This is a genomic window from Acinetobacter sp. BIGb0102, assembly GCF_003815055.1.
Lineage (GTDB): Bacteria > Pseudomonadota > Gammaproteobacteria > Pseudomonadales > Moraxellaceae > Acinetobacter > Acinetobacter vivianii.
The window spans coordinates 40,832-61,965 of the sequence record NZ_RKQE01000015.1; the positions used below are offsets into that span (position 1 = coordinate 40,832).

Here is a 21,134-nt window from a genome sequence, read left to right on the forward strand (position 1 = left end):
ATCTATCTATTGAGGATAGATGCTCAATTCAAAATCAAATCGAAGATTAAATCTTAAAATTATCTTTTAATGACTGATAAATATTAAAATTCTCATCATCAAAACATACAAAAATGACTTCTGTTATAAACTGACTCTGTTTTAATTGCTCAGCAATTGTTTTTAACGCAATTTGAGCAGCAAGCTGTTTAGGAAAACGATAAATTCCTGTAGAAATATTCGGAAATGCCACACTTTGTAGTTTCAAATTTTCAGCCAGTTTAAAACTGTTCCGATAAGCATTTTCCAATAATAAAACTTCATCGTGCTGTCCATCGACCCAAGTGGGCCCAACGGTATGAATGACATATTTCGCAGGCAAATTTCCAGCCGTCGTCATGACCGCTTCACCAATAGCACAACCGCCCTGTTTTGCTCTTATTTTTTGACAATCTGCCAAAATCGCTGCGCCGCCTTTTCGGTGAATTGCGCCATCTACACCGCCTCCACCGAGTAACGAGGTATTCGCAGCATTCACAATGGCATCGGCCGTAATCTGAGTAATATCTCCCTGAATGATGTTTATCGTTTTCACCATGATCTCCTGATCGAAATAATGATTGATCTATCGACAAAAAGCATGCGCTTTATCTTTTAGATTTAAAAGTGTACGCACAACTTGATCTAAGTTCCAATTCGCAAAAGATAAATCATCACAGAGAGTTGGGTTATTCAAAGCCAAGCGAGCTTTGATTATCGCGTTGCAGAATAAAAAAATAGGGCTGGGCTTGCTGTTTTAAATCCATCCAGCCCAATACGGTATTTTCATCTATTTTTCGAAACACATCGTGAATGGGCTTTTCATCGTAAATCATCGTCGCTGATATTTTCCCCCGAAACTCAGTCATTCTTAAGCGGGCTTTACTGTCTTTGGTTTTTAATAGTTTCAAACCACCAGCCAGATACTTACTGTTATTTTTCAAAAGGCTAAAATCGAGATTTAGAGGCAACCATTTCGGATCAAGGAAAAATAACGCTGTTTTCTTCGAATTGAGGAGCACTAACGGATATACCGTTTCCTGATCAATAAATAATTTCCCATACCAGTTTGCCTGCTCCAATAGACCATTCATCGGATGACCTGTTACCACCTCAAACCCTTTCCAGCGACCATACATAAATGGACAGTCAACCTCACCCAATTGATCATAAAACTCGATCATTTCCTGAGCGTCGATTTTCTTCCCTTGTGATATTTCCTGAATATTCATCATCCCTTCCCTTTTTTGTTTTATTGATCCTCAACTCAATCTGGATTGAGTCAGGTATGACCTGCATTGTATTACAGCTAAAGTAGAAGCAGAAAATTTCTCATTCAATTTCCGCCGAGTAGCAACCGAACAAAAGCGTGTTGGCATATTCTCAGGCTCACTTCATGTTACACTGCTCCAAAATTCAACATTATTCACTCTACTAAGTTTATGAGTCAAAAGCAGTCTTATATACCTGGCGAATTTCAATGGGAATTTCTATTACCCAAATATTGGAAAATTTGGATCGCCATTTTTTTTCTTATGTTATTGGCCATTCTCCCATGGGCAATTCAGTGGCGCTTGGCACATGGCTTAGCAGGATTATTCTGGCATCTACTCAAGTCACGCCGAAAAACCACACTTCGAAATCTGGAACTGTGTTTTCCAGAATGGTCACCTGCGGAAGTCGAAGCCCAAGCAAAACAAGTTTTTGTCGATATGATGCTGGGTGTTTTTGAAACCCTGAATGCATGGTATTGCCCACAATGGTTTAAAGATCGTCATAGCATTGAAGGCCTAGAACATATTCATGAGGCCAAAGCTCAAGGCAAAGGCATCTTATTACTGGGCACACATAGTACCTTGCTAGATGCGGGCGGTTATATCTGCGCCCAGTATTTCGAGCCAGATGTGGTGTATCGACCGCAGAATAATCCGATGTTGGATATGCTGATTTATCGTTGCCGTGCAACCATTTATCAGCACCAGATTGATCATGATGATATGCGTGGTTTGATTCGTCGCCTAAAAGACGGTGGTGCAATCTGGTATAGCCCTGATCAGGATTTCGGTCTCAAACAAGGCGTGATGGCCCCTTTCTTTGGTGTCCCTGCCGCAACGGTCACGGCACATCGTCGTTTATTAAAAATCTCGAAGGCTGTCGCGATTCCGTTGTATTTCTATCGGTACGGAGATGTGCGTAATCCGCAATACAAAGTCCTGATTGAACCGATTGTGGACAACATGCCAAGCGAAGATGAAGTGAGTGATGCGATCCGAGTGAATCAGATTATTGAAGCGCAATTACGTATCGCACCGACGCAATGGATGTGGTTCCACCGCCGTTTTAAAACTAGAGCCGAAGGCTACGAAAAAATCTATTGATACGCAAAGAGCCGATCCATTGTAATGAATCGGCTCTTTTTTCAATGAGGAAAAGATAAATATTAGTTCGGGAAAATCACGCCTGAGCTTAAATCATAATAAGTTGGATTATTGCTATAAACCGATCCTAATTTCACATTAATAAACCAGCCTAAATTACCCTGATCTTGTAAGCGGTTTTGAACCTCGCTTGGTAGATCCAGTTTATAAATCGCATCTTCCTTAAAGACCTTAGATTCAATATTGGCTGTGCTCGTACTATCACGTTCAAATAAATAGCCTTTGGTATTAAAGAACACAATTGCATTGTCCTTATCAATCAGGTGATAGCCTTCTGCAGCCTGCTGCTTGAGTAACAGGTCTAGTTTGGTAGGATTATCATCATAAAATCCGGCTTCTGTTTTTGGCATTTCGAAATAGCGATATGCATAGGTTCCATTATGGGTACTACTGTTCACACAGGTTGGCACATAAAACGTACCATTGGTTGTGCCGTTATTGGTAAAAGTGCTGCCAGCATAAATTAACTTACAACCCTGTGCCCCCAGCTCATTAAATGTTGCCAGAATATTAGCGCGACTGGTATCGGTTAAGAAGCGGTTGTCATAAGTATAAGTTGCTGGTTTTTTATCATTTTTAACAAATAAATATTTATAAGTATAGCTTGGTGACTCACCCAATGATGACTTATACGCAAAGCCAGCTTTACCTTGTTTTTTAATCTCAGCCAACCAGAACAGATAAACATTGGCAAGCACATTGGTTTTGACATCAACAATTTTATAGCTGTAAGTATCCGTCGAAGCATTATTTTTCACATATAAGTTTTTAGGTTCTGGAAAATCACTATTGGCTTTTTTTACATCCAGAGAATTACTAGCTAAAGCAAAGCCCTGACGCCCCTGCTCATTGGCTTGCGCCAGAAAATTCTCAAAAGAGCTTTGGTTATCTAACAAGCGATAACTTGCAGTTGCATTTTTTACAGTCGGTTTGAATAGGCTATAACCATCTACATTGGTACGGGTATAGCAAGTGACTGTCCTCGATGGATCAATAGCATCCATATACGCCTGAATATCTTTAATATTCGCTTTTTCATTCACCTCACACATCCCATCTCCTTTAAAGGCATAGGCCCATGCACTTCCCGTGCGATATCGATCACTATATTTCACCCGATTTGCCGTCGTGGTCCCACTGGTTTCAGTTGGCAAAATGTCAGTAATCAACGCATCATCAGAAGCAACCGCATAATTTTTAATAATGGCACCTGTGCAATCTTCTTTTTCAAATTGACGCGTTTCTTTCGTAAAACGAACGCTGTTATCTGAAGTCTTATACACAGTTAAGTTTGTTCGTGCCCCTTCATGGCAAAAGCCGCCTAGCCAAGAACCGACAAAGCGATCGGCCACGACTGGGGTCGGTGTTGGAGTTGGTGTAGGTGTTGGGGTCGGTGTAGGCGTTGGAGTCGGTGTAGGTGTTGGGGTCGGTGTAGGCGTTGGAGTCGGTGTAGGCGTTGGAGTCGGTGTAGGCGTTGGAGTTGGTGTAGGCGTTGGTTTGGAATCAGAATCATTATCCGAGCCACACCCGACCAGTACAGCACATGTCACGCTTAATGCAAGTTGTGTCCATATTTTTTTCATTATTCTACCCTCTGTGTGATTTTTTCACATAAATTGCATGTGAAAATTTAACACTTTTATGCTTGAGTGCAAATATATTTCTGCGTAAATTAATAACGAAAGGTCAAAAATATTTTTACTCATGGTCAGAATGTATGGATGCACAAGAGAACTTAGCCAGACAATTCAGTGCCTTACCAAAGGAATGGCAGATCTGGCTAGAAGAAAATTTAGAACGTGGCTGTCGCCCCACTGATTTAGTCAATATTTTGCTACGTGAAGGCTTAATTGATCTTGGTCAGAACTTTGCAGCTCAAGTACCGCTAGAACCACAACACGATCATCAACAAGAACAAACTGTGCTAGAAAAACAGGCACAGCTCCGCATTACGTTCAATCAACAACAGCAAAAATGGCTTGCGCAGGCCGTTTTGAATGGGACAGACCAGGCCTGTATTTATCAAACTTTGCAACAACAAGGCTTAAGTGAAATTGATATCACACTGGAATTGGCTCAGCTAAAACAACATCCTTATTTTCAAATCGCCCAAGAACAGCATTTTTTAGTGCGGAAAAGAAACTGGTTGCTCAATACTCTCGATTGTTTTGCCCGCCTGAATCCCCAATATCAGCATATTAGCCGGATCACACTTCCCTCATTCGAGCAATTTATTCAACAATATTACAGTCGAAATTTACCTGTCATCCTCACAGATTCAGTCATCCATTGGCCTGCCTTACAGAAATGGTCACCTCAATATTTCAAAAAAATAGTCGGGAATCAGGAAGTTGAGGTGCAGTTCAATCGTGAACAAGATCCAATGTTTGAACGCAACTCGATTCAACATAAAACCAAGATGCTGATGAGTGAGTTTGTCGAATTAATTGAACAAACTCCTCACTCTAATAATTTTTATATGACGGCTAATAATGCCAAAGCCAGTCAGTCAAGTTTAGCCACATTATTTCAGGATATTGATCATTTTCATGGCTATACAGATCATACACAGGTCTACGATCGTAGCTTTATCTGGTTTGGACCGAAAGGTGCCTTTACGCCCCTGCATCATGATTTGACCAATAACATCCTTGTTCAAATCTATGGACGTAAAAAGGTCACCTTAATTCCCGCGCTACAAGTGCCAAATTTATATAATGATGTCGCAGTTTTTAGCAAAATTGCTGATCCTTATCAAATAGATGTAGAAAAATCATTTCCAGACTTTGCACTGAGCAGCAAAATCGAATGTATTCTCGAACCGGGTGATGCTTTATTTATCCCTCTCGGCTGGTGGCATTGTGTCGAAAGTCTGGATATTTCCATGAGTGTTTCATTTACTCATTTTAATATCGACAATGGTGGTGCTGAATCATTTCCAACAACCAACTATTGTTAAAATCAGATCAACCCATAATTAATCACGCTTTAACTCTTCAGGTGCTTTAATGGTAAAACCAACAAATCAGGTCATGACCGAAAACGAATTAACAGCGAATGATACGCAAGGTGTTATTGCTCAAGAAGCAGAAACAACCTTGGAAAGTATTTTTCCAATGATGCAGCATATTGCGCGCTGGTTGATTCATTCTGGCGTAGGTTATACCGACTTTGTTGCCGCATTGAAGCCAATTTTTTATGAACAGGCACTCTCAGAATTAGATCGGATTCAACAAAATAAAACAGATTCAGCCGTGAGTTTATTATCAGGATTACACCGTAAAGATGTCAGTGCTTTTCGGCAACAAGCCACTCAAACTACGATCGAAGCTCCCAACTTTGCCATTAGTGTTCCTGCACGTGTCATTGCACGCTGGATAGCACTTGATCTTCCTCATCAGATTCCAGTTTCTGGTGAAGAGAACAGTTTTGAAGCTTTGGTGAAACACATCTCGACAGAAAAACATCCCCGTTCAATTCTATTTGAATTACAACGTTTAGGCGTGGTTGAACAACAAGGACAACAGGTTATCTTACAGCAAAATAGCTTTACACCAGATAATCAAATGCAGGAAAGTAAAGCCCTATTTTCTGCCAACCTCACAGATCATCTGGCAGCTGGAATTGATAACTTTATCAGCGAAAAACCTTTTACTCATCTCGAACAGGCAGTCCATGCCGAGAAATTAACACCACAATCGGTTGAGGCACTTCGACAACTCAGTATCGAACTCTGGCAAGATATGGCAAAACAATTATTAAATGCTGCCATTCATCATTGCGAACAAGACCAGAACAAAGCAGATGCGACTTATCAATTTCGATTTGGGGTCTATCAGTACGATACACAGATAAAACTACAAGTGCCTTATATATTTAAGGATAAATAAAAATGAAAACAATACTTTTCCCGAGCATTATTTTAGTTTCAGCGATTGCTTTAACCGCCTGTGGAGAAAATTTTTCTGCGGCCAATGTCAGCTTGGGAGGCAGTGGTTCTGGTACCCAAAAACCCTTACCTGGTGGGGGAAATAATGGAGGTTCGTATCCCTCGACTGGAGATAAAGGTGAATTTTATGAATATGTCGTCACAATCCCGCAAGAAAGCCAAAGTAGCTGTACGGGGGTACAACGCAGCATGCGATTTATCGATGCTGAAACCAAACAACCTTTAGCTGTAAACTCCCTTCAGAGCTTAGCCTTGTCACCCCTGCAAATTGAAATTAGCAACACCACCCCAAATTATGTCTATCAGCTCGTACCGCTGTGCCGTCCTATTGAGTTTCAAGTAGGTGAAACTGTCATGTTTCATGGACAATCATTAAGATGTGCTACAGATCAAGATGAAATACAAGTATTGCGTCCTTATGAAACACGGACTTATGAGCTCGATCTCAGCTTTGCGGAGACTGAACTTCCCTTAATCATAAACTATAAAGCTTTTTATCGTACTGACTTGCCTAGTATTGGGACAGCATGGGAAAAATGTGACGCAGCCCAGATCACTGTGCCTATTTATAAGAAACGTATTCCTAAAGAGCCTAAACATATAGAACCACCGATCACGGTTCCTGAACAACCTGTCGGGGAAAAGCCAGAATAATGCTAATCATGAAAAAATTAAAACCCGAGTCCTGCATCCTGCAAAACTCGGGCAAATGAGGTTGTGCTTTCACGTTATTTTTATTATCTTGCGTCCATCGCATGCATCATATCCATGATGACTGTTCCATCTCAGCGCTGCTTATCCTTAATCGGAAATCCATTCCTGCGTCCTTGTGCTGATGTATTTAGAATAAATCTTTTACGGCTGTAAGACTATTCGTTACAAACTTAAATCTATGTACGAAATAACGTACATTAATTAGCTAAAGTTTAAAATCACGCAATTCCTCAAATCACTGAAATCTAAATAAATCACGTAATTTAATCTTATACAACCCACTATTTATGAGGTTGAGCCAAAGGATCAATGACCTCTTTCTCCTCTTCCTCAGCCTTCTCTATGCCTTCCTGTATCGCCTTTTGAGCTTCCTGTTCATCTTCGGCTGTCTGTTCCAGTGATTCCTGCTGTTGTTCAAATAGACGATCTGTTTGTAACACCACATAAATCGGAAAATGATCTGAACCGATATGCGACAAACGTTTCATTTTGACTAAACCAAAATCCGTACTATGAAACAGATGATCCAGTGACCAACGTAGTAAAGGATAATCGGCATGGAAAGTATTCATGAAATAGCGCCCAACCCGTGGATCAAGCAAGCCGCTAATACGCTGGAATAGGCGGGTTGTTCTCGACCACGCCACATCATTCAGATCTCCCATCACAATACAGCTCTGATCTAGGTCTTTAATTTGGTCACCCACAATCAAGAGTTCGGCATCTCTTAAAGTTGAGTCTTTGGCCTCAGTTGGACTCGGAGGCTTAGGATGTAAACAGTACAACTTAACCTGCACACCCGACGCTAACGTCAGACAAGTGTGAATCGAAGGAATCTCGTCACTTAAGATAAATTTCACTTCGGTGCCATTTAACGGCAAACGACTATATAGATGCATGCCATATAGATTGTCTAAAGGCACAGGCACACGGAAAGGATAATCTGCTTCGATTTTGCTCAGCGCTTGTTGCCATGCAGCATCCGACTCAAGGGTCAGTACCACATCAGGTTTTAAATTTTCAATATGCGCTAGCAAAAGATGATATTTATCGTTTGGGGTCAGTACATTCGCAACCAGTAATGAAACTTGCTGTTCAGGTTTTAACTGCGCCTTCTTTACTTTTTGAACCTGCTTTTTCCATAACGGCGTATAGGGCAAAACCATTTTGAGCTGATAGGCAATCGCAGCCATTAAACCAAGAAAAAATAGCTCCGTGCTCAAAGTCCAGTCCGATACACCAAATAACATTGCACAAGCGGTCAAAATCCCCAATGCCAAAATTTGTAATCTGGGAAAATCCGCCCCTCGAAACCACCACTCATCTCGAGGGATCAAAGACCAAAATGAAAGCCATATCACTACTGCTGCGCAAATCTGAATCCACATCATGTTCATTTTTCTCTTTGGGATAGCATAGATTTACAATAAAGCTGTAGCTTTATCAATTTTCTATCTAATATAAACAAGATATTCCACTCAATAAACAGGCTGTTTTAGCGAGGTAACGCTTGCAGTTGTGGACGCTTTTGATACACTCAAACCCCTTTTAATTTTTTTACATACCGAGGCACAATGACATGAAAGTAGGTCTGGTCGGTTGGCGTGGGATGGTTGGTTCTGTCCTTATGCAACGTATGGTTGAAGAGAATGATTTTGCTCATATCGAGCCATTCTATTTCTCTACCAGTAATGCAGGTGGTGAAGCGCCTGCATTTGGTGGTAAGACTGCCCCAGCACTTATGGATGCAACGGACATTAAGAGTCTGAAGCAAATGGATGTCATTTTAACCTGTCAAGGTGGTGATTACACATCTGAAGTTTTCCCGAAACTCAAAGCTGAAGGTTGGGATGGCTACTGGATTGATGCAGCTTCTACCTTGCGTATGGCTGATGATGCAATCATCGTACTTGATCCAGTAAACTTGAACGTGATCAAAGATGGTTTAGTGAATGGCACTAAAACTTTCGTTGGCGGTAACTGTACTGTTTCACTGATGCTGATGGGCTTGGGTTCATTGTTCCAGAACAATCTGGTTGAATGGGCAACATCAATGACTTATCAGGCAGCATCGGGTGCCGGCGCGCAAAACATGCGTGAACTGATCACAGGTATGGGCTATCTGTATAACAATACCAAAGACTTACTGGATGATCCTAAATCTGCGATTCTTGATATTGATCGTCAAATTGCAGACTTGCAACGTGGCGAAGGTTTCCCGAAAGCAAACTTCGGCGTGCCATTGGCAGGTTCATTGATTCCATATATCGACAAACAGCTCGAAAGTGGTCAATCAAAAGAAGAATGGAAAGGTCAGGTTGAAACCAACAAGATCCTCGGTAACCAGCAAATTGTTCCAATCGATGGACACTGTGTCCGTATCGGTGCGATGCGTTGTCACTCTCAAGCGATTACATTGAAATTGAAAAAAGATGTGGCGCTGGACGAGATCGAAGACATGATTCGCAACTCTAGCCAATGGGCAAAAGTGGTTCCGAATACACGCGAAGCATCAATGACTGATCTTACCCCAGTTGCAGTAACAGGAACTTTAACTGTTCCAGTGGGCCGTTTACGCAAACTGAATATGGGTAAAGAATACCTAGGCGCATTTACAGTTGGTGACCAGTTGCTTTGGGGCGCTGCTGAACCATTGCGTCGTATGCTTCGTATTCTGGTTGAATACAAGAACGCTTAAGCAAAAATCCCGAAAAATCAAAAGCCGATCACATTTGATCGGCTTTTTTATGTGGATGGAAAATGAAGAATTTACAATTCATTTACATCACGGTAATGTATACTTTTTTCTGACCATAACATCACTTTTTCATGGATCGAGATGACTGTTTATAACAAATTAAAAATTGCCATTTTAACCATAATTTCTTCGCAACATCTTTATGCAATTACACTTGATCCATTGCAAATTCAGTCTGCTCCGGGTGAGTTACTTTATGCGGAAATGAGTTTTCATCAAGCTGATATCAACTCGAAATTTGATGTGAGTCTGGCAACGCCTGAAGACTTATTGATGATTGGCGCCGCACATCAGCCCCCTTCAAACCTGAACTTTTTTACACGTCGCAACAATCAGGGAGAAGGTGTCATTGTGATCACCTCTTCCCGTCCAATGACGGATGCCGAACTAAACATTATTATCAAAATCCAAGAAGGTGGTGCTTCTCATTTAAAGCATATTCGACAATCTATGCGTCAGGCAGCAAAGCCATCGCTCAGCGCAAAAAGTAATAATGAAAAGTCACTCACACCTAAATTTATTGTCAGTGAAAAAGATATTGCCTTAAACCTGCCTGAAAGTACCCGTTTCAATGTTGCAGACACCAATACCAAAGCGGCCGCTAAACAGGAAACGCTATTAAATGCGCCCTTTGCCTTGCCGCCAGCATTAAAGAAACAGCAACCTTCTGTATCCGAAGCAGCCGCAATATCTGTTGCTGTGCCTGTAAAAGTAGAACCCTCTGTTGCAGCAGCACCACTCCAACAAACAGCGTCGAATGTAAGTAGCAAAGCAGAGAAAGCAACTGAAGCTCCTGCAATGAAACAGGAAAATATTCAAACGGCACAAGCAGCGACACCTGCAACAGAGAGCGCTCCACCTACAAATGAGTTAAAAAATACGGCATTAAAGTCTGTTGAAGATGGCGAAATAACCAAAGCGCAATATCAGGCTAAAGAGCTTTCAGCCCCTGCGAAGAAAAAAGCACCTGTTCAGAACACGCCAACGACATCAAGTGAAACAGCACAACAACATGTTGTACAACGCAATGAATCCCTTTGGAGTATTGCACAACGTATTGCGGGGCAAACCCAGCAACCTGTCACTCAGGTGATGCATCAAATCAAGGCACAAAATGAGCATGCATTTATTGGAGGCAATGCAAATCGACTCAGACAAGGTTCACATTTGAATTTTAATTTCAGCGCGACAGCAACGAAGCAGAATAAGAATATCAATCAAATCGCGGCTCAAACCCAACGCCCTACCGCTGCTAAAGCCAAATATCGCTTACAACAGGCGGAAATGTCCTTAGTCGCTGAAAGTAATCAAGATTCAAGTACGGGAAGTGCCAAAAAAGACACATTACAACAAAAAACCAGTGCAGACTTGTCATTAAAAGTTATGACAGCACGGGAAAAAACCGTTACATTACAAAGAAACGTAACACAGTTAGAACTGGCACTGCATCAAAAGGAACAACGTATTCAGCTGTTAAATGCTCGGCTTGCCGAACTACAAGATCAGTTAAAAGCGCAGCAGGAAACTAAAAAGTCAACACGCTAGGTTACGAGAAGATTCTCATAAATTTGCATAAAAGCGGCTCAATCTTTAAGGGGTAAAGATCATGTCAAATATAATCATCGTACTACTGGTCATTGTGCTGGTGGTTGCGATCTTTTTAAAAAAACGTGAAAGTAATCAAGCCAATGCTGCACCAAAGAAAGGTACAGCTAAAACACCGAAAAAATCTGCGACCAAAACAGCTTCACGCACAGCTTTAGTTCGTGAAGAACAAGAACTTGCCCCTCAAGTTAGCACTGCAATTTCTGAAAGCCTTCGCCAACAGCTTGAAAAGCAAATTCAGAGTGGCAATTTCCAAGCCGCTGAAGCACAAATCAATCAGGCTTTAAAACAAGATAATTCTCAACATGAGCTTTATCTTTTTTTACTTGAGATTCATCTTAAACAGAAAGATGATTTTGCAATTGATCAACTGATCAAGCATGTGCATGCACTGAAACTTGAAGATATTGCGCAAGCCGCTGAAATCAAACATCGTGAATATCTACAGAATAAACAGCCTGACTCTATTGATTTTAATTCGGCAAGCTTTCATCAAACACATACAACCACAGAACCTGTCGCTCAAAACAATAGTGCAGATTTCGATGCATTAGTTCAAACACCAGCAGCACAGTCTTTTGATGATTTACAATCTGAATATACGGCTCCTGCGGAAGAAGCTCGAACAGTAGAACCAGCGCCTGAAGTACAACCTTTAGATTTCAACTTTTCATTTGAACAAAAGGAAACTGTTGAACCAGCTCCTGCACCAGTTGAAACACCTGAAGCAAAACAAGAGCAACCACTTGAGTTTTCTTTTAATCTGGATTCAGCAACACCGAAGACTGAAGAAACCAAAGTTGCAGACAGCAAGCCAGAATTAGACTTTAACTTTGCGGATTTAGAGGTTGTTGCAAATCAACCTGAAGCCAGACAGCAAAGTACAGAAACAGCACCGAGCCTTGATTTCAATTTTGAACCGTCTCAAGCGCAGGTTGAAGAAAAAACCTCGATTGAAAAGACTGAGTTTTCATTTGAAGCTGTAGCACCCGCGCCTGTTGCTGAACCTAAAGTTGAATTTACTCCAGCACCGTCTCAAACTTCAGCAAGTCATGATCCACTAGTACAATCATTCCCAGATTTGCAACAACTATATGAGGCACAGCTCAATTTGGAACTGGCTGAACAATATGTTGAACTGGGCGCCTACGAATCTGCCCGTGAATTGTTAAAAAACACCTCAGCATTCAATCCAGAGCAACAACAACGTTCAGAAATTTTACTGAATAAAATAGCTTCCTGAATTTGATCAGTCTAATATAAGCAGTCTCTAAGACTGCTTTTTTTATGATGAAAAAAATCGCTTTAATCTATATGGGTGGAACTTTTGGCTGTATTGGCGAACCGTTAATGCCAATGCCAGAACAGGACTTTTTACCGCTACTTGGCAAGGTGATCCCACCGCATTTACATGTCGAATGCTTCGCTGCACCCAGTATTAAAGACAGCAGCGCCTGTACGGCAACCGACTGGCTCAAACTGGTCCAACAAATCCAGCAACTACAACTGAATGGCTTCCAGCATTTTGTGATTATTCACGGTACGGATACGCTCAGTTATGCTGCCGCTACACTGGCACGATTCTTAGGCCATTCTTGCCATGCGATTATTACGGGCAGCCAATATCCATTACTGAATATTGAAGGCAATGACACACGCGAGTTTACCGATGCTATCGGTAACTTATATCTGGCCCTAGAGCAGGTATTGAGTTTAGCAAGCGGTGTGTATCTGGCCTTTCATCAACAAATTTTCCATGCCCAAACTACGCTAAAAGCACATACAACTGAGCTGGATGCATTTGTCGGGATCAAGGCAGAGCAAAGTTGCAAGACCACGGCTGATCCTTTTGTCATCCACAATGAGCATATCGAAAAAGCAGCACAACTGAGCATGCTCAATCTGATGTTACAGCCGATTGCAAAAGAGCAGCTCATCATGCAGTTAAAAAATCTTGCAACTGCTCCACCAGACTTTCTGGTTTTACAAGGTTTCGGAACAGGCAATATTGCCGTCAATGATGAAATTCTTGCATTATTCGACACTTTTTATCAGAAACAATGTCTGCCAATTATTAGTACACAGGTCACCTTCGGGCAGCTGGATCAGCGTTATGCAGTCAGCTCATGGATTCAATCTGCCAAAGTTTTGGTCAATGATTGCCATAGCCATGCCGATTTATATGCAAAAGCCCTGCAAATGTATTTAAAATACCCGACCCACGAACAATGGTTCGAACATTGGCATCAACACTAATATTGAGGTTAGAACATGCAACGTTATGCAATTGGTATTGAATTTTGCGGTACTCAATACCGTGGTTGGCAAACCCAACAGGCTGGCGTGATCACTGTTCAGGAAACCGTAGAAAAAGTGCTGAGTACCATTGCCAATGAACCTATCGTGTTACATGGCGCGGGCCGTACCGATGCAGGGGTGCATGCAACCAATATGGTGGCGCATTTTGATACCGAAGCGATCCGTCCAGAACTTGGCTGGATTCGCGGTGCCAACAGTCAACTTCCCAAAGATATTTCCATTCAGTGGATTAAATGCATGGATGAAAATTTCCATGCTCGTTTTAAGGCAGTAGCGCGTCGTTATCGTTATGTGGTGTATAACGCCCCTACTCGCCCTGCGTTGCTATACAAGCAGGTCACGCATCTCTATCAAACGCTTGATGTCCAGAAAATGATTGCAGCTGCATCCAAGTTTGAAGGAACACATAATTTCGAAACCTTCCGTGCTGCGGCGTGTCAGTCGAATCAGCCTGTGCGTCATGTAAAACATTGCCGCTTGTTTGAGCATGGCCGTTATTTAGTTTTAGATATTCAGGCAGATGGTTTCTTACATCACATGGTGCGCAACATCATGGGTTGCCTGCTTGAAATCGGTCAAGGCATGTATGACATTGACCATATCGATACCATGTTTGCAGCAGAAGATCGTACCGCTGCCGGTATTACCGCGCCTTCCGATGGTCTCTATTTTATTCAGGCCTATTATCCAGATGAGTTTGAATTACCGAAGATGCCTTTAGGGCCTCACTGGTTAAACCTACCTGAATAATGCAATGCACTAAACACATAAAAAAGCCTGATCGATTTGATCAGGCTTTTTTTTCATTTTAGACAGTTTAACGCTGTTTACGCTTACGATATTCAACAGGCGTTTCATTGGTCCAGCGCTTAAAAGCACGATAAAAAGTACTTGGCTCAGAAAAACCGGTTAAATACACAATACGTTCTACACTTTCACTGGTATTCGCCAAGAGTTTTTTCGCCAGACGACAACGATAGTCTGAAAGAATTTGCTGGAAGCTAGTATTGGCTTCACTCAGTTGCGTTCTTAAACGACGCGGTGTGATATTCAATTGTGCAGCGACCGTTTCCAGTGTCGTTTCACCACTTTCCAGAGTTGAACCAATGGCACGGCGCACTTCACCAACCAGATCGTATCGCGCAAGTTCCTGTAATTTCTCAATCGCCAGTTGCTCGTGCAATTGCAGTAATTCTGGCTCAGCTTGCCATAATGGATAGTCCAGTACCGCAGCATCAAAATAAAGACGGGTTTCTTTTTGTCCTAAGCTGACCGGACAACCATAAACCCTGAAATATTCATCATCAGCAGCGCCTTCACTGAAATTAAAATCAATGTAGATTGGCTCAAACTGCCCTTCGGTAATAAATTTAAAGAAACGTAAAATGCCAGACATGGCACATTCAGAAAAATGGCGATTGACCAAATTATCCGACCAGAACTGTTCACCATTGGTCAAATAGCAACGTCCATCTTCAATAATCAACTTGGCATCAAAGGCATCACTAATCAGACGCTGGTAAGCTAAAGCGCGCTTTAAGCCTTCACCAAAAGTTTCACTACTAATAAATAAGTGTTCAATGACTTGCCCACGGTATAAAGGCAAGTGCTCGCCGAGATGTAATCCAATATCTGGATCTTTACTCACGTCCTGTGCCGCAATCCAGAAGGCATTTTGTGCACTCAGTGGCGTTCTCGCATTGGTATCAACCTGATTTAGCGCCACGCCGGCTTTTGTTAAAATCTCTTCGGTTGGTAATCCTGCTTTACGAATTGCCTGATAACCAAAGCGCAATACAACTGATGCATCTGTTAGCTGACCCACGCAGTGCCCTTCCCTGTAGATACGTTATTATGACAATGAACAACAATTTTAGATTAACGTTGATTGACCAAACTGACAACAATATTCTGCTTATTTTGTTAAAAAAAATCCCAAATTGTCCGACAGTTTCTTTCGGTTAATATCTGACAGCCTTACCGCGACTTGATCTTGTAAATTTCAAATAAATTGACTATAATTTGCGCCTTCCCAATTTGATCATCAGGTAGGCTATGGCCAATAAAGAGGAACTCATTGAGTTCGAAGGCGTTGTCACCGAAACGCTTCCTAATACGATGTTCCGTGTACGTTTAGAAAACGGTCACGAAGTTATTGCTCACATTTCTGGTAAAATGCGTAAACACTATATTCGTATTTTGACAGGTGACAGTGTAAAAGTTGAAATGACACCTTATGATTTAACCAAGGGTCGTATCACTTATCGTGCACGCTAAGTCAGATTAGTGAATGCAAAAAAGCCACATCTTTATGTGGCTTTTTTTATTTCAACAGGACATAACCTGAACTTATTCGCTTAAGCGTGTAGTTTTACACGCACCCGCTTCACACTCACGTAAGCGCTCTTGTAGCCAGTTGTTACGGTCTTGAGTCATGTTCAAACGACATTGAATATTCGCCGTGCTTTGCAAGTCTTCACTACACTCAACATCACGATAACGGATCCACGCCAACTGGGATTTCTTCAAAATTTTTTCTTGTGTTTCATTCAGGTATTTACGTAATAGTTGATAGTTTTTATTTAAATCCGTATCCGCACTCACATAGACTTTATTGGTACAGTAAACATCATCAAAACCATTACGTGTGTTATCACAATTATCCGCATAACTTAGTGTCGCCATCACACTACCCATCAATCCGAATATTAACCTGTGCATCAAACTTTCCACATCTCTTAACTCTCGGGCTCATCTAAGCATATTTTGCTTCTCTTTAGTATTACCCAAAAGTAGACAAGTTTGTACGTTTTTGTCTTTGTTTGTCTATATCGTTAGAATAGAGAGATGGGCTAAAAATTAAGGAAAATAAAATGGCAAATTATAAAATATATTTGGCTGCTTTCATTTTAGGTTTACAAGGATGTGCAACTCCTGGATGGCGATCCGTACAACTGCAAGACTATTTACAGCCTTATGTGGGCCAATCCGCTGATCAGATCCAACAAAACCTAAACTTACGAAGTTTAGGCTTCCAGACCTTAAAACAACCTCAGAGAAACAAAGAAAGTTTGGTTTTTACTGTACTTCGCCCGATTAATATTCCCGTAGCAATGAATATGGGAATCTCGGATGGTTCCCGCCTTTCCACGAATACAACTTATAGCCAATCTTATGACGTGAATTTCTATTGTCATATCATCTTCGAACTGGATCAGCAGCAAATCGCCCGCGCCATACGTTATGAAGGTAAGGCTTGCTAAACAGCCAAATAAAAAACGCAGCAATTGCTGCGTTTTTGCTTTCAATACAGATTAGTTCAGCGCAGAAACAACCGCCTCACCCATCGCATCTGTACCCACTTTGGTCATGCCTTCAGACATAATGTCGGCAGTACGTAAACCTTGATCCAGCACCTGACCTACAGCATCTTCAATCGCTTTGGCAGCCGCTTCTTCACGGAAGGTATAACGTAGCATCATCGCAACTGACAGCACGGTCGCCAATGGGTTGGCAATATTCTGTCCTGCGATATCAGGAGCAGAACCATGACATGGTTCATACATGCCTTTGCCATTTTCATCTAAAGAAGCCGAAGGCAACATGCCAATTGAACCAGTCAACATCGCTGCTTCGTCAGACAGGATATCGCCAAACAGATTACCTGTTACGATGACATCAAATTGCTTTGGTGCACGCACCAGTTGCATCGCTGCATTATCAACATACATATGTGATAACTGAATATTTGAATATTGAGCTTGCTGTAAATCAGTCACCGTTTGCTTCCACAACTCAGTCACTTCAAGTACGTTAGCTTTATCGACCGAACATACTTTTCCACCGCGTAATCCCGCCAGTTCAAAAGCAACCTTAGCAATACGTTTGATTTCGCTTTCTGAGTAAACATCGGTGTTGTAACCCTGTTTCTCGCCATTTTCCAGTTCACGAATCCCACGCGGCTGACCAAAATAAATCCCGCCAGTTAATTCACGAACGATGAGAATATCCAGACCCGCTACAATTTCTGGCTTCAAGCTAGAAGCATCGGCCAATTGCGGATACAAAATTGCTGGACGAAGATTAGCGAATAAATTTAATTCACTACGGATTTTCAATAAACCACGTTCTGGACGAATTGAGCGCTCAATGCTATCCCATTTAGGACCACCCACAGCACCAAGTAGAATGGCATCGGCTTTTTTTGCTTGTTCGCTGGTCACAGCTGGATACGGTTCGCCATGTGCATCAATTGCTGAACCACCGAGTAAACCATGTTCCCATGTCAAACCTAGATTAAATTTATGATTGACCTTGGTTAAAACCTGTTCCGCTGCAGCTACGATTTCAGGACCAATGCCATCACCCGCTAAAATTAAAATATGTTTAGACATCTACTTTTCCAGTTTTCATATAAGCAGTTTTGATACTGCGAGCCGATTAAACCTTTTTCTCAACAAACTCGCCTAAACCTGTACTGACATCAAAAGGACGGCAGAAGCGGCGAATGGTATGTTGCTCTTGCTGTAAATCTACACATAGCGGATCAGGTACAGAAACTTTAAGTAAGCTGCCTGATGAGCGATGTGTTCTGTCTCGATACATTTTAAAGGTATAGCGCACATGCGGTTTAAACGCATGAATGACATGGAAAGTTTCTGCACGATCTGGAGAAATAGGATAGAAACGAATGACAACTTCATATTGCTTGGCAGGTACGCTTAAATACACCTGCTGTTTTCGGCTGAATACCGAACCATGTAATCGAACAATCCCCCGACCCATTGCCTGCTGGCTGATCCGGTGGGTCTTTGCATCGATTACCGCAATATCCCCGATTCGTTCAAACTCACAATTCTCAACGCCTGAACAATATAAAGTCGTGTTGTCCGCCTTACTTTCCAGCATGTTCTGTGCAATACGAACCTGATCAACCACGTTCGGTGCATTTTGACACGCGGTTAAAGTCGTACCAACACATAGACACAGTAAAATACTGCGAGCGAGTCTTCTTCTCATTATTCAAGCCCAGTCCTCATGCCTTGTTAACATGTAAGCAAAAAATTATTCGCTAGCATGTTAACAAGAGTTCAATGTCTGCGCTATGGCTATGTTAAAAATGTCCAAGACGAAGTGTAATTTCGTCCACTCAAATTAAGCCTGAATGTCCTGAAAGACCCAAGGACGCGCCTGTTTTGCTTTCGCTTCATAGGCACGAATATCGTCTGCAACCTGTAAAGTTAAGCCGATATCATCCAAGCCATTCAATAAACAATGTTTACGGAATGGATCAACTTCAAATTTAAATGCTTCACCTGTCGGCGTACGAACTTCCTGAGCATCCAAATCAATGGTTAACTGATAACCTTCATTTTCAGCACATTCTTTAAATAACTGATCCACAATCTGTTCAGACAAGATCACAGGCAACATGCCATTTTTAAAACAGTTATTAAAGAAAATATCGGCAAAGCTTGGTGCAATCACGGTACGGAAACCATATTCACTCAATGCCCACGGCGCATGCTCACGGCTTGAGCCACAACCAAAATTGGTACGTGCCAATAAAATGCTAGAACCTTGATAACGTGGCTTATTTAAAACGAAATCTGGATTTTTTGGACGTTTGCTAATGTTCTGTCCCAAATAACCTTCATCCAAATAGCGCAACTCATCAAATAAATTGTCGCCAAAACCAGTACGTTTAATTGATTTCAAAAACTGTTTTGGAATAATCAAGTCGGTATCAACATTGGCACGATCTAAAGGTGCAACAATACCTTGCTCTACAGTATATTTTTTCATGATTGTTTCCTAGAAAATCTGTAACCTCTCCCTACCCCTCTCCTTTAAGGAGAGGGAACTCCTTCTCCCTTTGGGAGAAGGTTGGGATGAGGGGCATAAAGGCTTTAATTAAAATGTCCGAACATCAACAAAATGGCCTGCAATTGCTGCCGCAGCCGCCATCGCTGGACTCACCAAATGGGTACGTCCGCCATTGCCCTGACGACCTTCAAAGTTACGGTTTGAAGTCGAGGCACAATGCTCACCGGGTTGTAATTTATCGGCATTCATCGCCAAGCACATTGAACAACCTGGTTCACGCCATTCAAAGCCCGCTTCCAAGAAAATCTGATCCAAACCTTCCTGTTCCGCCTGCTGTTTCACCAAACCAGAACCCGGAACGATCATAGCCTGCTTGATACTCGCAGCCACTTTACGACCTTTTACCACGTCGGCAGCAGCACGGATATCTTCAATACGTGAATTGGTACATGAACCAATAAATACGCGATCTAACTGAATATCAGCCAAGGCTTGTCCAGCTGTTAAACCCATATACTGATAAGCACGCGTCCAGTCATTGCGTTGTACGTCATCTTTAGCTTGCTCTAAAGTCGGCACGGCTTGTGTCACCGGAATCACCATTTCTGGCGAGGTGCCCCAAGACACTTGCGGTTCAATCTCGGCACCATTCAATACCACAACCGCATCAAATACCGCATCTTCGTCTGAATGTAAGGTATTCCAGTATTCAACTGCCTGATCCCACTGTTCACCTGTTGGCGCATAGTTACGATCTTTGACATAGGCAATAGTCTTGTCATCAACAGCCACCATTCCCACACGAGCACCGGCTTCAATCGCCATATTACATACCGTCATACGGCCTTCGATTGACATGTCGCGGAACACTTGCCCACCAAACTCGATGGCATAGCCTGTACCACCCGCAGTACCAATTTTGCCGATAATCGCCAAAACCACGTCTTTAGAGGTTACGCCCTTGCCTAATACGCCATCGACACGCACCAACATGTTTTTCGACTTCTTCTGTACCAAGCATTGCGTTGCCAATACATGTTCAACTTCTGAAGTCCCAATACCATGTGCCAAGCAACCAAAAGCACCATGCGTTGCGGTATGCGAGTCACCACACACTACCGTCATACCCGGTAAAGTCAAACCTTGCTCTGGCCCAACAACATGCGCGATGCCTTGGCGAATGTCATTAATACCAAACTCAACGATATTAAATGTTTTACAGTTATCGTCTAAAGTCTGGACCTGAATACGAGAAGTATCATCTTCAATCCCAGCGATACCCTGTTCACGCTCTTTTTTAGAAGTCGGTACGTTATGGTCAGGGGTTGCGACATTGGCACTTAAACGCCACGGTTGACGACCAGCAAGTTGTAAGCCTTCAAATGCCTGAGGGCTGGTCACTTCATGCAATAAATGACGATCAATATAAATAAGGCTAGAACCATCATCGCGTTGTTTTACTAAATGGTCGTCCCATAATTTATCGTACAAAGTTTTGCCTGCCATG

Annotated in this window: 21 protein-coding genes; 11 read left to right on the forward strand and 10 right to left on the reverse strand. The window is 42.0% G+C overall.

Annotated features, from left to right (window positions below; all coding sequences use genetic code 11):
• Positions 1–46 precede the first annotated feature (46 nt).
• Both EC846_RS14785 and EC846_RS14790 read right to left on the reverse strand, forming a co-directional pair.
• A complete protein-coding gene (locus EC846_RS14785; protein ID WP_123775702.1) occupies positions 47–574 on the reverse strand; it encodes an O-acetyl-ADP-ribose deacetylase in 528 nt (175 codons plus the stop codon).
• 133 nt (positions 575–707) lie between these two features.
• Positions 708–1,250, reverse strand: a complete 543-nt coding sequence (locus EC846_RS14790) for a DUF4334 domain-containing protein (protein WP_123775703.1) — start codon at positions 1,248–1,250, stop codon at positions 708–710.
• A gap of 210 nt (positions 1,251–1,460) precedes the next feature.
• Here EC846_RS14790 and EC846_RS14795 point away from each other — a divergent pair, with 210 nt between their 5' ends.
• Positions 1,461–2,396 (forward strand): hypothetical protein, encoded by a 936-nt coding sequence (locus EC846_RS14795; protein WP_004774266.1) that lies wholly within the window; start codon positions 1,461–1,463, stop codon positions 2,394–2,396.
• Between the two features lie 62 nt (positions 2,397–2,458).
• Here EC846_RS14795 and EC846_RS18235 read toward each other — a convergent pair whose 3' ends face one another.
• Positions 2,459–4,039 (reverse strand): PT dipeptide repeat lipoprotein, encoded by a 1,581-nt coding sequence (locus EC846_RS18235; protein ID WP_148087539.1) that lies wholly within the window; start codon positions 4,037–4,039, stop codon positions 2,459–2,461.
• A gap of 134 nt (positions 4,040–4,173) precedes the next feature.
• On the opposite strand from EC846_RS18235, the gene EC846_RS14805 reads away from it, so the two are divergent.
• From EC846_RS14805 to EC846_RS14815, 3 genes are read left to right on the forward strand one after another with little or no spacing between them, the layout of a single operon-like run.
• The gene (locus EC846_RS14805) at positions 4,174–5,415 is read left to right on the forward strand and encodes a cupin-like domain-containing protein (RefSeq protein ID WP_123775628.1); all 1,242 of its coding nucleotides are present in this window, start codon (positions 4,174–4,176) and stop codon (positions 5,413–5,415) included.
• Between the two features lie 49 nt (positions 5,416–5,464).
• The gene (locus tag EC846_RS14810) at positions 5,465–6,346 is read left to right on the forward strand and encodes a DUF6502 family protein (RefSeq protein ID WP_123775629.1); all 882 of its coding nucleotides are present in this window, start codon (positions 5,465–5,467) and stop codon (positions 6,344–6,346) included.
• Positions 6,347–6,348: 2 nt separating this feature from the next.
• Complete coding sequence (locus EC846_RS14815) at positions 6,349–7,059, forward strand: hypothetical protein (protein WP_123775630.1); 711 nt, start codon at positions 6,349–6,351, stop codon at positions 7,057–7,059.
• 341 nt (positions 7,060–7,400) lie between these two features.
• On the opposite strand, the gene EC846_RS14820 is transcribed toward EC846_RS14815, so the two are convergent.
• On the reverse strand, positions 7,401–8,510 hold the full coding sequence (locus EC846_RS14820; RefSeq protein WP_123775631.1) for an endonuclease/exonuclease/phosphatase family protein: 1,110 nt from the start codon (positions 8,508–8,510) through the stop codon (positions 7,401–7,403).
• Positions 8,511–8,698: 188 nt separating this feature from the next.
• On the opposite strand from EC846_RS14820, the gene asd reads away from it, so the two are divergent.
• The 5 genes from asd to truA all read left to right on the forward strand — a co-directional run bounded on the left by asd (position 8,699) and on the right by truA (position 14,551).
• On the forward strand, positions 8,699–9,817 hold the full coding sequence (asd, locus tag EC846_RS14825) for an aspartate-semialdehyde dehydrogenase (protein ID WP_004774257.1): 1,119 nt from the start codon (positions 8,699–8,701) through the stop codon (positions 9,815–9,817).
• A 141-nt stretch (positions 9,818–9,958) separates the two neighbouring features.
• Positions 9,959–11,422: a FimV family protein gene (locus tag EC846_RS14830; RefSeq protein ID WP_123775632.1), complete on the forward strand. Its 1,464-nt coding sequence runs from the start codon at positions 9,959–9,961 to the stop codon at positions 11,420–11,422.
• Between the two features lie 61 nt (positions 11,423–11,483).
• Positions 11,484–12,725 (forward strand): FimV domain-containing protein, encoded by a 1,242-nt coding sequence (locus EC846_RS14835; RefSeq protein ID WP_123775633.1) that lies wholly within the window; start codon positions 11,484–11,486, stop codon positions 12,723–12,725.
• A gap of 44 nt (positions 12,726–12,769) precedes the next feature.
• Positions 12,770–13,738, forward strand: a complete 969-nt coding sequence (locus EC846_RS14840) for an asparaginase domain-containing protein (RefSeq protein ID WP_171410039.1) — start codon at positions 12,770–12,772, stop codon at positions 13,736–13,738.
• 15 nt (positions 13,739–13,753) lie between these two features.
• The gene (truA, locus tag EC846_RS14845; RefSeq protein ID WP_123775634.1) at positions 13,754–14,551 is read left to right on the forward strand and encodes a tRNA pseudouridine(38-40) synthase TruA; all 798 of its coding nucleotides are present in this window, start codon (positions 13,754–13,756) and stop codon (positions 14,549–14,551) included.
• Positions 14,552–14,618: 67 nt separating this feature from the next.
• Here truA and EC846_RS14850 read toward each other — a convergent pair whose 3' ends face one another.
• Positions 14,619–15,626: an AraC family transcriptional regulator gene (locus EC846_RS14850; protein WP_004774248.1), complete on the reverse strand. Its 1,008-nt coding sequence runs from the start codon at positions 15,624–15,626 to the stop codon at positions 14,619–14,621.
• A 230-nt stretch (positions 15,627–15,856) separates the two neighbouring features.
• Here EC846_RS14850 and infA point away from each other — a divergent pair, with 230 nt between their 5' ends.
• Complete coding sequence (gene infA / locus EC846_RS14855; RefSeq protein ID WP_001284370.1) at positions 15,857–16,078, forward strand: translation initiation factor IF-1; 222 nt, start codon at positions 15,857–15,859, stop codon at positions 16,076–16,078.
• 72 nt (positions 16,079–16,150) lie between these two features.
• On the opposite strand, the gene EC846_RS14860 is transcribed toward infA, so the two are convergent.
• Positions 16,151–16,522 (reverse strand): lysozyme inhibitor LprI family protein, encoded by a 372-nt coding sequence (locus tag EC846_RS14860; protein WP_123775635.1) that lies wholly within the window; start codon positions 16,520–16,522, stop codon positions 16,151–16,153.
• Positions 16,523–16,674: 152 nt separating this feature from the next.
• Between EC846_RS14860 and EC846_RS14865 the strand changes: the two genes are divergently transcribed.
• A complete protein-coding gene (locus EC846_RS14865) occupies positions 16,675–17,064 on the forward strand; it encodes a hypothetical protein (protein WP_123775636.1) in 390 nt (129 codons plus the stop codon).
• A gap of 51 nt (positions 17,065–17,115) precedes the next feature.
• Here the strand turns inward: EC846_RS14865 and leuB are convergent, their stop codons facing one another.
• The 4 genes from leuB to leuC form a co-directional block, all read right to left on the reverse strand.
• On the reverse strand, positions 17,116–18,195 hold the full coding sequence (leuB, locus tag EC846_RS14870) for a 3-isopropylmalate dehydrogenase (RefSeq protein ID WP_004774241.1): 1,080 nt from the start codon (positions 18,193–18,195) through the stop codon (positions 17,116–17,118).
• 46 nt (positions 18,196–18,241) lie between these two features.
• Positions 18,242–18,820, reverse strand: coding sequence for a hypothetical protein (locus EC846_RS14875; protein WP_004774240.1), 579 nt, complete (start codon positions 18,818–18,820; stop codon positions 18,242–18,244).
• Between the two features lie 135 nt (positions 18,821–18,955).
• Positions 18,956–19,606 carry a 3-isopropylmalate dehydratase small subunit gene (gene leuD / locus EC846_RS14880; protein WP_123775637.1) on the reverse strand — a complete coding sequence of 217 codons (651 nt, stop codon included), beginning with the start codon at positions 19,604–19,606 and terminating at the stop codon, positions 18,956–18,958.
• A gap of 108 nt (positions 19,607–19,714) precedes the next feature.
• The gene (leuC, locus tag EC846_RS14885; RefSeq protein ID WP_123775638.1) at positions 19,715–21,133 is read right to left on the reverse strand and encodes a 3-isopropylmalate dehydratase large subunit; all 1,419 of its coding nucleotides are present in this window, start codon (positions 21,131–21,133) and stop codon (positions 19,715–19,717) included.
• Position 21,134 lies beyond the last annotated feature (1 nt).

Bases quoted from the DNA above. Each gene is read 5' to 3' on its own strand.
- EC846_RS14875 (WP_004774240.1), bottom strand. From the start codon at position 18,820: ATGAGAAGAAGACTCGCTCGCAGTATTTTACTGTGTCTATGTGTTGGT.
- leuB (WP_004774241.1), bottom strand. From the start codon at position 18,195: ATGTCTAAACATATTTTAATTTTAGCGGGTGATGGCATTGGTCCTGAA.
- EC846_RS14835 (WP_123775633.1), top strand. From the start codon at position 11,484: ATGTCAAATATAATCATCGTACTACTGGTCATTGTGCTGGTGGTTGCG.
- truA (WP_123775634.1), top strand. From the start codon at position 13,754: ATGCAACGTTATGCAATTGGTATTGAATTTTGCGGTACTCAATACCGT.
- EC846_RS18235 (WP_148087539.1), bottom strand. From the start codon at position 4,039: ATGAAAAAAATATGGACACAACTTGCATTAAGCGTGACATGTGCTGTA.
- EC846_RS14790 (WP_123775703.1), bottom strand. From the start codon at position 1,250: ATGAATATTCAGGAAATATCACAAGGGAAGAAAATCGACGCTCAGGAA.
- infA (WP_001284370.1), top strand. From the start codon at position 15,857: ATGGCCAATAAAGAGGAACTCATTGAGTTCGAAGGCGTTGTCACCGAA.
- EC846_RS14860 (WP_123775635.1), bottom strand. From the start codon at position 16,522: ATGCACAGGTTAATATTCGGATTGATGGGTAGTGTGATGGCGACACTA.
- leuC (WP_123775638.1), bottom strand. From the start codon at position 21,133: ATGGCAGGCAAAACTTTGTACGATAAATTATGGGACGACCATTTAGTA.
- EC846_RS14815 (WP_123775630.1), top strand. From the start codon at position 6,349: ATGAAAACAATACTTTTCCCGAGCATTATTTTAGTTTCAGCGATTGCT.
- EC846_RS14805 (WP_123775628.1), top strand. From the start codon at position 4,174: ATGGATGCACAAGAGAACTTAGCCAGACAATTCAGTGCCTTACCAAAG.
- EC846_RS14865 (WP_123775636.1), top strand. From the start codon at position 16,675: ATGGCAAATTATAAAATATATTTGGCTGCTTTCATTTTAGGTTTACAA.
- EC846_RS14820 (WP_123775631.1), bottom strand. From the start codon at position 8,510: ATGATGTGGATTCAGATTTGCGCAGCAGTAGTGATATGGCTTTCATTT.
- EC846_RS14840 (WP_171410039.1), top strand. From the start codon at position 12,770: ATGATGAAAAAAATCGCTTTAATCTATATGGGTGGAACTTTTGGCTGT.
- leuD (WP_123775637.1), bottom strand. From the start codon at position 19,606: ATGAAAAAATATACTGTAGAGCAAGGTATTGTTGCACCTTTAGATCGT.
- EC846_RS14810 (WP_123775629.1), top strand. From the start codon at position 5,465: ATGGTAAAACCAACAAATCAGGTCATGACCGAAAACGAATTAACAGCG.
- EC846_RS14830 (WP_123775632.1), top strand. From the start codon at position 9,959: ATGACTGTTTATAACAAATTAAAAATTGCCATTTTAACCATAATTTCT.
- EC846_RS14795 (WP_004774266.1), top strand. From the start codon at position 1,461: ATGAGTCAAAAGCAGTCTTATATACCTGGCGAATTTCAATGGGAATTT.
- asd (WP_004774257.1), top strand. From the start codon at position 8,699: ATGAAAGTAGGTCTGGTCGGTTGGCGTGGGATGGTTGGTTCTGTCCTT.